Origin of the sequence: Pseudomonas sp. LPH60 (assembly GCF_030718165.1) — a bacterium.
Lineage (GTDB): Bacteria > Pseudomonadota > Gammaproteobacteria > Pseudomonadales > Pseudomonadaceae > Aquipseudomonas > Aquipseudomonas danubii.
On sequence record NZ_JAVAJH010000001.1, the window covers coordinates 65690 to 77133 of the forward strand.

Sequence of the window (11444 nt, forward strand, 5' to 3'; positions counted from 1 at the left end):
GCGTGACAGGACCCGTGATAGCCCTTGGTTCTTCCCGATGCCGTTGTGTTAGGCGCAAGTATCTGTGTTTCTTTCGGCAGCCCCTGCTCAGTGACTGAGCGGGGGTATTGAGCTGTTTATTATTGGGAAGCCGTAATGATTGGCATAAAAAGCATTGCGAGCTACGTGCCTGTAGCCGGCGTGGACAATTACGCACAAGGTGCAAAATTCGCCAAGGATGAAGATTTCATCCTGGGCAAGATTGGTTCTGCTTTTTTGCCGCGCAAAGACGACGGGCAAGAGACTTCCGATCTGTGTGTCGAAGCGGTCAATGCCCTGTTCGCCAGCAACCCGGAACTCAAGCGTGAAGCTATCGACGTATTGATCGTGGTCACCCAGAACGGTGACGAGGAGGGGCTGCCTCACACTGCCGCGATCGTTCAGGACAAACTGGGACTGCCGACCACAGTGGCGGCTTTCGATATTTCGCTGGGCTGTTCCGGGTATGTCTACGGTATCTACGCCATCAAGGGCTTCATGGAAGCTACGGGCCTGAAGAACGGCCTGTTGGTGACCGCCGATCCCTATTCGAAGATCGTCGATCCCGAAGACCGCAACACCACCATGCTGTTCGGCGATGCCGCCACTGCCACCTGGCTGGGCGAGGGCGCGACCTGGCAGTTGGGCAAGGCCAAGTTCGGCACCGATGGCTCCGGTGCTCCGCACCTGAAAGTCAGCGACGGCGTGTTCTTCATGAATGGCCGCCAAGTGTTCAACTTCGCGCTGCTCAAGGTGCCTGCCCACCTGCACGAGTTGCTGGCCGAGTCGGGCTTGCAGCCGGACGATATCGATGCGTTTTGCATTCACCAGGGCAGTGCGGCCATTGTCGACGCCGTGGCCCGGCGCTTTGAGGGCGATCCGGACAAGTTCATCAAGGACATGGTGGAAACCGGTAATACGGTTTCCTCGAGCATTCCGCTGTTGCTGGAAAAACACATGTTCGATTCCAGCTGGAAGCGCGTTGCCTTGAGTGGTTTCGGCGTTGGCTTGTCCTGGGGGTCGGCGATCATCTATCGCTCCTGACGCTCAGCGTTCAGCGGCACACGTAGCGCTCAAGGTGTAATCTTGAGCGCTATTTTTTTGCGCGAGTGATAAGCGAGGCAGCATGAGCGACAGCTTGGAACACAATGCCCGGGTTTTGGGCGAGCGCTGGCCGGTGCTGCTGGAGCGGCTACTGGCTGAAGACAGTGGTGCGCTGCAGGCCGATCTGGTTGAGGGGCTGGGCTCGACCCTGAGCATTGCAGGTATTCAGCTCACCAGTCGTCATGATCGCACCCGTGAGGCGCATACCCAGGCCGCCAGCCTGCCTGAGGCGCCGGTCCTGCATCTGTACGGCTGTGGCTTGGGGGATCTGCAACGGGCGTTGCTCCAGCGGCCGGAGCTGAAGCGCCTGTACGTGCACATCCTCAATGGCGCGGTGTTCAGGCTGGTGCTGCAACTACTTGATCAGCAGGACTGGCTGGCCGATCCTCGGGTCGAGTTGCTGTATGCCGGCGATCTGCCGGAGATTCAACTGCCGTTCTTTGCCCTGCCAGCCGAGTTGGTGCTGGCCGATGATTACAGCGCGAAGATTCGTGATCGGCTGATCAGCGAGACCCATCTGTCCTTCAACAATCGTCTGTTCTCGGCCGATACGCCGGATATCGCCGCGCGTCTGGCCACCATCGAGCCTTGGGTTCGGGCAGATCGAGATGTTGCCGAACTGTTCGATCTTCATCCTGGGCGCGAGGTGTTCGTGATCGCTACTGGACCAAGTCTGGAACAGCATTACCCGGCATTGCGGGCCGTGGCCGGACAACCTGAGCGGCCGTTGTTGATCTGTGTGGATACAGCCTATCTGCCTCTGCTCAAGCAAGGCATCCGGGTGGACCTGGTGGTCAGTATCGATCAGCGAATCTCCACGCGTCACCTGCCGGGCCAGGGTAGTGAAGGCGTCACCCTGGTCTATATGCCTCTGGCGGACCCGCTGGTTCTTGACGGGTGGCAAGGGCCGCGGTATGTGGGCTATTCCTCCAGTCCGGTATTCCAGGCGTTGCGCCAGCGGTTGCCGCGGGCGCAGTTGCATGCCGGAGGCAGCGTGATTCATCCAGCCGTGGATCTCGCGGTGAAGATGGGAGGCAGGCGGATCACTCTGTTTGGTGCTGATTTCGCTTTTCCTCAGAATCGTACTCACGCCGGTTGGCAGGACGGTGATCTCGGGCCTCAGGCCGACGTGGCCCGGCATTGGGTGATGGACGGTTACGGGCAGCGGGTCAAGACTCAGCTCAACTTTCGCAGCTATCTGTGCGAGCTGGAGCGTTACATCGCGAGTCGGCCTGAAGTGGCGTTCTTCAATACCAGTCGCAGTGGCGCGATGATCCTGGGCACCACCTTCCATGGGGACTTTGTTCAATGACGCGACTTGAGCCTGTGTTTGATCGTGCGCGGGAAGTTGCCGATCTGTTCCGGCTGGGCCGGGATGTAGAAGCTGTAGGGGGCATGGTGGAGTTGTTCGAGCCCATACAGTTGTGGGTGGACAGTGCGCCGGTTTCGGTTCAGCAGGACTGGGCTCGGCTGCTGGGCCTGATGCTGGCCTGCCAGGAAATGCAGAACTGGTTGGCTCTGGCTGATTATCTTGAATATGAAATGTTGGATTGGCTGCAGGTTGGGCTCGATGGTTGACGGGGTATCCCATCTGAGGGCTCAAAGTTGGTTTTTGCGTGGGTTTTCTGGCGTCATTTTTTCGCTTGTTGATGGGCTTAACCCCTTGTTTTCCAAGGGGTGGCAGGGTGATGGCAAATATTTTTGAAAAAGCCCTAAAGCAACTTGCATTGGCGACGATAACTATTACGAAGGTTCTCTAGGCCATTACCCGGCGGTTGCCAGGGCCGGAAGCCGCAGTACCCAACCAACGAGGAATTCGTCATGGCTTTAACAGTAAACACTAACGTCACGTCGTTGAACGTTCAGAAGAACCTGAACCGCGCTTCCGACGCTCTGTCGACTTCGATGACTCGCCTGTCTTCCGGCCTGAAAATCAACAGTGCAAAAGACGACGCCGCCGGCCTGCAGATCGCTACCCGTATGACTTCGCAGATCCGTGGTCAGACCATGGCTATCAAGAACGCCAACGACGGTATCTCCATCGCCCAGACCGCTGAAGGCGCGATGCAAGAATCCACCAACATCCTGCAGCGTATGCGTGAACTGGCTGTTCAGGCACGAAACGACTCCAACGGTACTCAAGACCGTGTTGCTCTGAACAAAGAATTTGCTCAGATGTCGGACGAACTGACCCGTATCGCCAAGTCGACCAACCTGAACGGCAAGAACCTGATCGACGGTACTGCTGGCACCATGACCTTCCAGGTTGGTTCCAACACTGGCGCTACCAACCAGATCACCATCACTCTGGCCAGCGGCTTCGACGCTGCAACCCTGAGCGTGGGTTCCGCAACCATCGCCATTACCGGTACTGACAGCACCACTGCTGAAGCCAGCACCAAAGCTGCCATGGACGCCATCGACAAGGCGCTGCAGACCATCAACTCCAGCCGTGCCGACCTCGGTGCTGCCCAGAACCGTCTGACCAGCACCATCTCCAACCTGCAGAACATCAACGAAAACGCCAGTGCTGCACTGGGTCGTGTACAAGATACCGACTTCGCTGCTGAAACTGCCCAGCTGACCAAGCAGCAGACTCTGCAACAAGCTTCGACCGCAGTTCTGGCCCAGGCCAACCAACTGCCGTCCGCTGTACTGAAACTGCTTCAGTAATAGCTGGCTAAGCTTTGGCGGGGGAGTGCGCTGGTCGTGCTCTCTCGCTTTTTTACTTTAAGAGGTGATGGACATGGATATGAGCGTGAAGCTGAACTTGTCTTATCCAGCGGCCAAGCCAGTGACGCCCGTTGCTGACAAGCCCGTGGAGAAGCCTCGAGAGGTGGTGCCTGCTGTGGTTGAAGTTGCCAGTCAGGACAGCAAGAAAGACGCTCAGACCGAGCAGGATAAGTTGAAGATGGCCGTTCAGGAAATCGAGAAATTCGTCCAGTCGGTCAAGCGTAACCTGGAGTTCTCGATCGACGAGCCCTCCGGCCAGGTTGTGGTCAAGGTGATTGCCAGTGATTCGGGTGAGGTGGTTCGTCAGATCCCCAACGAAGAAGTGCTGAGATTGGCCAATAGCTTGAATGACGCCAGCAGTCTGCTGTTCAGCGCGAAAGTCTGATAGCTGGCATGAAACTTGTTGCTGTGTTCTTTTGGACGTTGTAGTGGTCAAAAGTCCGGCGGCACACTGAAGGGAGAAACACATGGCAAGTCCAATTCTACCGGGTACCGGTCTGGGTTCCGGCCTCGACACCGGTGCTATCGTCAAGGCGTTGGTTGCGGCTGATAAAGCGGCCAAGCAGGGTCAGATCGACCGTGCAACTGCCAGCAACAGTGCGAGCATTTCCGGTATCGGCACCTTGCAATCGCTGTTGTCGACTTTTCAGAGCACCCTGTCGGTCACAGGGCTTGGAAGTTCGGTCAATCCCTCCTTTGCCGGCTTTGCGGCGACCTCCAGCGACAATAAAATTGTGGATGCCACAGCCGACAACTATGCGGTAGCTGGCAAATACACTGTTGAGGTGTCCAACCTTGCAACTTCGTCAAAAGTGGCCAGTAAGGCTTTTGCCGGAGGAAATACCAGTGCCATTCCGAGTGGTACGTTGAACATCACTCAAAATGGCATTAACTATCCGCTGACGATCGGCGCGAATGCGACATTGCAGTCGGTGCGTGACTCGATCAACGCCGACTCCAAGATGGCCATGTCCGGAATCAGTGCCAACATTGTGACTGACTCGTTCGGCTCGCGTCTGGTGATTGGCTCTGACAAGACCGGTGCGGGCTCTGATATTTCTGTCAGCGGTATCGCCGGGTTGGAAATTGACGGCACCCAATCCATGGGGGCGGGCGCCGCGGCATCGGGCAACATTGGTGGGCTGGCCAAGGATGCGGTTTTCAAAATCGATGGTATGCAACTGACCAGCAAGACCAATACCGTCACTCAGGCTGTTTCCGGTCTCAAGCTCAACTTGTTGGCCCCGACACAGACCGATAAGCCTATCACTATCACTGTTGCGACCAATACAGAAGGTCTGAAAACTTCGATTCAGAAGTTTGTCGATGCCTATAACGCCGTGGCCAATGGTATTTCGACCCTGACCAAGCCCTCGCTGGACGACGACGGCAAGCTGACGGTCCCAGCTCAGTTGACCGGTGACGCTCTGCCTCGTTCGATTCTGGCGGCGATTCGTGCGCCGTTGTCGGAAGTGGGGGCGGGTGACAAGTTGACGGTGCTGGCGCAGTTGGGGATTACCACCAACCAGAAGACTGGCGCCTTGGACTTCGACGATAAGAAGTTCACTGCCGCCATGACCGATAAAAAGCTCGGTGGCGAGGTGCAGAAGCTGTTTTCCGGCGATGGCACCAATCCGGGCCTGCTTGATCGTATGACTTCCGCTATCAAGCCGTTTACTCAGGGCGTAGGCAGTATGACCGAGGGGATTCTCACCACTCGGACCAAGACCCTGGATATCACCAAGAAAAAGCTCAGCGATCAGCAGGAAGCTCTGGATCGCCGTGTGGCGACGCTGACCGCGGTACTGACCAAGAAGTACAACGACATGGATACTTTGGTGGGCAAGTTGAAGGCCACCGCCAGTAACATCACGTCGATGTTCGAAGCATTGAACGCACAGAAAAAAGGCTAATATCCAGCCTGCGCCAAAAGCCCGGCAGCGTTTTTTCAGCGCTCCGGGCTTTTGCATTTGATCTAAAGTTTTTTGACGTTGCGTCGATACATTGCTTATACGAACCCTTGATTTTTGAAGAGGTATCACATGAATCCGATGTTAGCCCTTCGGCAGTACCAGAAGGTGGGTGCACAGGCACAGACCTCAGAAGCCAGTCCGCATCGTCTGGTACAGATGTTGATGGAAGGCGGTCTGGATCGTATTGCGCAGGCCAAGGGCGCGATGGAGCGCAAGGATATCGCCAACAAGGGCGTGTTCATCGGCAAGGCCATTGGCATCATCGGTGGCTTGCGTGAGGGGCTGGACCTGGAAAACTCCATGGATACCCTGGGGGATCTGGATGGTCTCTACACCTACATGATGAAGCGTCTGACTGAAGCCAATATCAAGACCGATCCGAAGATTCTCGATGAGGTCGCTGATCTGCTGCGTACGGTCAAGGAAGGCTGGGATGCCATCGCTGCACCGGGTCCGCAGTTCTAAGGAGGAACACCATGAGTGCTGTCCTGCAACGCATCGAAGAAACCCGCGAAGCCCTGGTTGGTGCCTTGGCTGAGCGCAACTGGCAAGCCATTGGCGAGTTGGATCTTGCCTGCCGTTCGTGCATGGAAGATGTGCTTGGTGAGGCTCAGGTTGACGAGGTCGCCTTGCGGGACAATCTGGAGGAGTTGCTGGGTGTTTACCGGCAGCTGCTTGAGGTGGCAACCGGTGAGCGTCAGGCAATAGTCGACGAGATGTCGCAGATCACCCAAGCACAGAACGCAGCAAAGGTTTACCATTTGTTCGGTTAATGTTGAGTTAATCCGAACGTTGCGCGCCATAAATTTGACTGTGCACGCATTTTTGACTTAACTAGTGGCTGTTTTCAGATTTCAGGCGTCTATAAGGCAGAAAATGCCTAAAGCGCGTCTAGCTTGCCCCTCATTCTGGGCATTGAGTTGACTAGGGAAGTTGCTATTGCATGTGGCGTGAAACCAAAATTCTGCTGATCGATGACGATAGCGTGCGCCGCCGCGACTTGGCGGTGATTTTAAATTTTCTCGGTGAAGAAAATTTACCCTGCGGTAGCCATGACTGGCAGCAGGCTGTCGGCTCTTTGTCGTCAAGTCGTGAAGTAATTTGCGTCCTCATCGGGACTGTAAATGCTCCTGGTGCGCTTTTGGGCCTGTTAAAGACACTCTCAACCTGGGATGAGTTCCTTCCGGTTTTGTTAATGGGTGAAAATTCTTCCATCGACTTGCCAGAAGACCAGCGTCGTCGAGTGCTTTCCACTCTGGAAATGCCTCCTAGCTACAGCAAGTTGCTTGACTCCCTGCACCGTGCCCAGGTCTATCGTGAAATGTACGATCAGGCCCGCGAGCGCGGTCGTCACCGCGAGCCCAACCTGTTTCGCAGTCTGGTAGGCACCAGTCGTGCGATCCAGCACGTGCGGCAGATGATGCAGCAAGTGGCGGATACCGATGCCAGCGTGCTGATCCTTGGTGAGTCCGGGACCGGCAAGGAAGTGGTAGCTCGTAACCTGCACTACCATTCCAAGCGTCGTGACGCGCCATTCGTTCCGGTCAATTGCGGAGCCATTCCTGCAGAGTTGCTGGAAAGCGAGTTGTTCGGCCATGAGAAGGGCGCATTTACCGGGGCCATTACCAGTCGTGCCGGGCGCTTTGAGCTGGCCAACGGTGGCACCCTGTTCCTCGACGAAATCGGTGATATGCCGCTGCCAATGCAGGTCAAGCTGTTGCGGGTGCTGCAGGAGCGTACCTTCGAGCGCGTAGGTAGCAACAAGACCCAGGGTGTCGATGTGCGAATCATCGCAGCCACCCATAAAAACCTTGAAAGCATGATTGAAGTGGGCAGTTTCCGTGAGGATCTGTACTACCGCCTCAACGTGTTCCCCATCGAGATGGCGCCGTTACGTGAGCGAGTGGAAGACATTCCGTTGCTGATGAACGAGTTGATCTCGCGCATGGAGCATGAGAAACGCGGTTCGATCCGCTTCAACTCCGCGGCCATTATGTCCCTGTGCCGGCATGGCTGGCCGGGTAACGTCCGCGAACTGGCGAACTTGGTGGAGCGCATGGCGATCATGCATCCGTACGGCGTGATCGGTGTGGTCGAGCTGCCCAAGAAGTTTCGCTACGTCGATGATGAAGACGAGCAGTTGGTGGACAGTCTGCGCAGTGACCTGGAAGAGCGCGTGGCGATCAATGGCCATGCGCCGGACTTTGCTGCCACCGCCATGCTGCCGCCGGAAGGCCTGGATCTGAAGGATTACCTCGGTAGCCTGGAGCAGGGTCTGATCCAGCAAGCGCTGGACGATGCCAATGGCATTGTGGCTCGAGCTGCAGAACGCCTGCGCATTCGTCGCACCACCCTGGTGGAGAAGATGCGCAAGTACGGCATGAGTCGTCGTGAAGGTGATGAACAGGCGGATGATTGACGCCTGTTTTTCAAGTTGTTGAAAAAAGGGCGGTTTTTTTTAGGCACGGGTATTGCTAAGTCTCTTGCAACGTTCCGTTTAACTGACGGTCAGCCACGCGAGAAAGCACGATGCCCCAAGCCGCCCAGATGTCTCCTGTCCCTGATACTTCGGGGCAATCGTCGTCCGTAGAGCAGGCAAGCCGGCTGGGTCTTGAGCAGGCCTTCGCCTTGTTCAACCAGATGTCGAGCCAACTTACTGACTCCTACAGCATGCTTGAGGCTCGGGTGACTGAGCTCAAGGGCGAGTTGGCTGTGGTCAGTGCCCAGCGGATGCAGGAGCTGGCGGAAAAAGAGCGTCTGGCCAACCGTCTGCAAAACCTTCTCGACCTGTTGCCCGGTGGCGTCATCGTCATTGATGGCCAGGGTATCGTCAGCGAGGCCAACCCGGCGGCGTGTGATTTGCTGGGGCTGCCGCTGGAAGGGCAGTTGTGGCGCAACATCATCGCCCGCAGCTTTGCTCCCCGCGAGGATGACGGTCATGAAATATCCCTGCGCGATGGCCGGCGCCTATCGATCGCTACCCGCTCACTGGATGCCGAACCTGGGCAACTGGTGCTGCTTAACGATTTGACTGAAACCCGTCATCTGCAGGATCAACTGGCCCGTCACGAGCGCCTGTCTTCCCTGGGCAAGATGGTCGCTTCTCTGGCGCATCAGATTCGCACGCCGCTCTCTGCGGCCCTGTTGTATGCCAGTCACCTCACCGAGCATGAACTGCCAGTGGCCACTCATCAGCGTTTCGCTGGGCGCCTCAAGGAGCGACTGCACGAGCTGGAGCACCAGGTGCGCGACATGCTGGTGTTCGCTCGTGGTGAGCTGCCCCTCACTGATCGCCTGACTCCCAAGTCGCTGCTGCAATCACTGCAGGCCGCGGCCCTGACCCATGTCCAGGATGTTGCCGTGCGCTGGCAGTGCGACAGTCATCAGGGAGAGTTGCTGTGCAATCGCGACACCCTGGTGGGTGCCTTGCTCAACCTGATCGAGAATGCCGTGCAAGCCAGTGCCGGCGCGGCGCGGCTCAAGGTGCACCTGTACAGTCGTGGTGACACCTTGCGGCTGTGCATCAGTGACAGCGGTAGTGGCATCGATGCGGCGGTGCTGGAGCGTCTGGGAGAGCCGTTTTTCACCACCAAGGCCAATGGGACCGGACTTGGCCTGACGGTGGTCAAGGCGGTGGCCCGAGCGCATCAGGGAGAATTGTCGCTGCGTTCCCGTCCTGGGCGCGGTACTTGTGCGCTGGTGACATTGCCTCTGTTCTCCAGTGCTCATGGAGTGGAGTGAAGGTAATGGCAATCAAGGTTCTACTGGTTGAAGACGATCGCGCGTTGCGCGAGGCCCTGGCGGACACTCTGCTGCTGGCCGGTCATGACTACAAGGCGGTCGGCAGTGCGGAAGAGGCGCTGGAAGCGGTCGCCGTGGAGTCCTTCAGCCTGGTGGTCAGCGATGTCAACATGCCTGGCATGGATGGTCATCAGTTGTTGGGTCTGTTGCGTGCCCGCCAACCGCAGTTGCCGGTGTTGCTGATGACTGCCCATGGCGCCGTCGAGCGAGCCGTGGAGGCCATGCGTCAAGGCGCTGCCGATTATCTGGTCAAGCCCTTTGAGCCTCGTGCCCTGCTGGAATTGGTGGCGCGCCATGCCCTGGGTTGCCTGGGGGCGGGCGAGGATGAGGGGCCTGTAGCCTTTGAGCCGGCCAGTGCGCAATTGCTGGAACTGGCCGCGCGCGTGGCCCGTAGTGATTCCACTGTGCTGATTTCCGGCGAGTCCGGCACGGGCAAGGAAGTGCTGGCACGTTACATCCACCAGCATTCCCATCGAAGTGCCCAGCCCTTTATCGCCATCAACTGTGCGGCGATTCCCGACAACATGCTCGAAGCCACCCTGTTCGGGCATGAGAAGGGTTCTTTCACGGGGGCTATCGCCGCGCAGCCCGGCAAGTTCGAGCAGGCCGACGGTGGCACTATTCTCCTGGACGAAATTTCCGAAATGCCCCTGGGGCTGCAGGCGAAGTTGCTGCGGGTGTTGCAGGAGCGTGAAGTGGAACGGGTGGGGGCGCGTAAACCTATCGCTCTGGATATCCGGGTAGTGGCCACCACGAACCGCGACTTGGCAGGAGAGGTGGCGGCCGGACGCTTCCGCGAGGATCTGTATTACCGTCTTTCGGTGTTTCCTCTGGCCTGGAGACCATTGCGCGAGCGTACCGCCGATATCTTGCCGCTGGCCGAGCGTCTGCTGGCCAAACACGTCAATAAAATGAAACATGCCGCCGCCAGGCTCTCGGCTGAGGCGCAAGCATGTCTGCTGGCCTATCCATGGCCGGGCAACGTCCGGGAGTTGGACAACGCTTTGCAGCGGGCATTGATCCTGCAGCAGGGCGGCCTGATCCAGCCGGAAGATTTCTGCCTGGCCGGGCCGGTGGCCTGTGCACCCCTGCCGGCTCTGGCTCCTGCCGGTCAGTCGGCGTTGCGCGGCGTGGTCGGCGAGGATGAGGGCGTGCCTCAGGAGTCGGGTGGCCTGGGGGATGATCTGCGGCGCCGGGAATTTCAGATGATCATCGATACCCTGCGTTCCGAGCGTGGGCGGCGCAAGGAGGCGGCGGAGCGTCTGGGGATCAGTCCGCGCACCCTGCGTTACAAATTGGCGCAGATGCGTGACGCCGGAATGGACGTCGAGGCCTATCTGTTTGCGACCTGATGACTGATATGCAAAGTCCTGGATGGGCTTTTGTTGAGTTGGGCCATGGAGCTGGCACCCTTGTTGCTAACACCTCACTAACCGCACGGTGAGCGTCAAAAAATTGCGGGTCGTCAGAGAGAGTAGACCATGAGCCAAGGTGTTGAATTTAATCGGTTGATGCTGGATATGCGGGCCATGCAAATGGACGCGATGTCGCAGCCTAAATCCGCCGCAGTGGCAGAGGTCAGCGGCAGCAGTTTCGCTGACATGCTTGGCCAGGCCGTGAACAAGGTCAACGATACCCAGAAGGCGTCCAATCAGTTGGCCAGTGCCTTCGAGATCGGCAAAAGCGGTGTGGACCTGACGGATGTGATGATTTCCTCGCAAAAGGCCAGCGTGTCTTTTCAAGCCTTGACCCAGGTTCGTAACAAGCTGGTTCAAGCGTATCAAGACATCATGCAGATGCCGGTTTAAGGACGAG

At 57.6% G+C, this 11444-nt stretch carries 12 protein-coding genes; all 12 read left to right on the forward strand.

The genetic code is table 11. The features are described 5' to 3' along the window. Nucleotides 1–135: 135 nt before the first annotated feature. The 12 genes from Q8O96_RS00300 to fliE all read left to right on the forward strand — a co-directional run bounded on the left by Q8O96_RS00300 (nt 136) and on the right by fliE (nt 11437). Entirely contained in the window at nt 136–1062 is a 927-nt protein-coding gene (locus Q8O96_RS00300) for a ketoacyl-ACP synthase III (protein ID WP_305948207.1), read from the forward strand. 82 nt (nt 1063–1144) lie between these two features. Continuing rightward, nucleotides 1145–2434 carry a motility associated factor glycosyltransferase family protein gene (locus Q8O96_RS00305; protein ID WP_305948208.1) on the forward strand — a complete coding sequence of 430 codons (1290 nt, stop codon included), beginning with the start codon at nt 1145–1147 and terminating at the stop codon, nt 2432–2434. After that, nucleotides 2431–2700 carry a hypothetical protein gene (locus Q8O96_RS00310; RefSeq protein WP_102864033.1) on the forward strand — a complete coding sequence of 90 codons (270 nt, stop codon included), beginning with the start codon at nt 2431–2433 and terminating at the stop codon, nt 2698–2700. Before Q8O96_RS00305 ends, Q8O96_RS00310 begins: the two co-directional genes overlap by 4 nt. A gap of 243 nt (nt 2701–2943) precedes the next feature. Next, on the forward strand, nt 2944–3795 hold the full coding sequence (locus tag Q8O96_RS00315; protein WP_102864032.1) for a flagellin domain-containing protein: 852 nt from the start codon (nt 2944–2946) through the stop codon (nt 3793–3795). Nucleotides 3796–3868: 73 nt separating this feature from the next. Next, nucleotides 3869–4240 (forward strand): flagellar protein FlaG, encoded by a 372-nt coding sequence (locus Q8O96_RS00320; RefSeq protein WP_102864031.1) that lies wholly within the window; start codon nt 3869–3871, stop codon nt 4238–4240. An 82-nt stretch (nt 4241–4322) separates the two neighbouring features. Continuing rightward, a complete protein-coding gene (gene fliD / locus Q8O96_RS00325; RefSeq protein WP_102864030.1) occupies nt 4323–5768 on the forward strand; it encodes a flagellar filament capping protein FliD in 1446 nt (481 codons plus the stop codon). A 129-nt stretch (nt 5769–5897) separates the two neighbouring features. Continuing rightward, nucleotides 5898–6293 (forward strand): flagellar export chaperone FliS, encoded by a 396-nt coding sequence (fliS, locus tag Q8O96_RS00330; RefSeq protein ID WP_102864029.1) that lies wholly within the window; start codon nt 5898–5900, stop codon nt 6291–6293. Nucleotides 6294–6304: 11 nt separating this feature from the next. Further along, nucleotides 6305–6601 (forward strand): flagellar protein FliT, encoded by a 297-nt coding sequence (locus Q8O96_RS00335; RefSeq protein WP_102864028.1) that lies wholly within the window; start codon nt 6305–6307, stop codon nt 6599–6601. Nucleotides 6602–6771: 170 nt separating this feature from the next. After that, nucleotides 6772–8247 (forward strand): sigma-54 dependent transcriptional regulator, encoded by a 1476-nt coding sequence (locus Q8O96_RS00340; RefSeq protein WP_011059970.1) that lies wholly within the window; start codon nt 6772–6774, stop codon nt 8245–8247. Nucleotides 8248–8375: 128 nt separating this feature from the next. Next, the gene (locus tag Q8O96_RS00345; RefSeq protein ID WP_162884116.1) at nt 8376–9569 is read left to right on the forward strand and encodes a PAS domain-containing sensor histidine kinase; all 1194 of its coding nucleotides are present in this window, start codon (nt 8376–8378) and stop codon (nt 9567–9569) included. Nucleotides 9570–9574: 5 nt separating this feature from the next. After that, nucleotides 9575–10981, forward strand: coding sequence for a sigma-54 dependent transcriptional regulator (locus Q8O96_RS00350; protein ID WP_102864026.1), 1407 nt, complete (start codon nt 9575–9577; stop codon nt 10979–10981). Between the two features lie 129 nt (nt 10982–11110). After that, nucleotides 11111–11437, forward strand: coding sequence for a flagellar hook-basal body complex protein FliE (gene fliE, locus Q8O96_RS00355; protein ID WP_102864025.1), 327 nt, complete (start codon nt 11111–11113; stop codon nt 11435–11437). Nucleotides 11438–11444 lie beyond the last annotated feature (7 nt).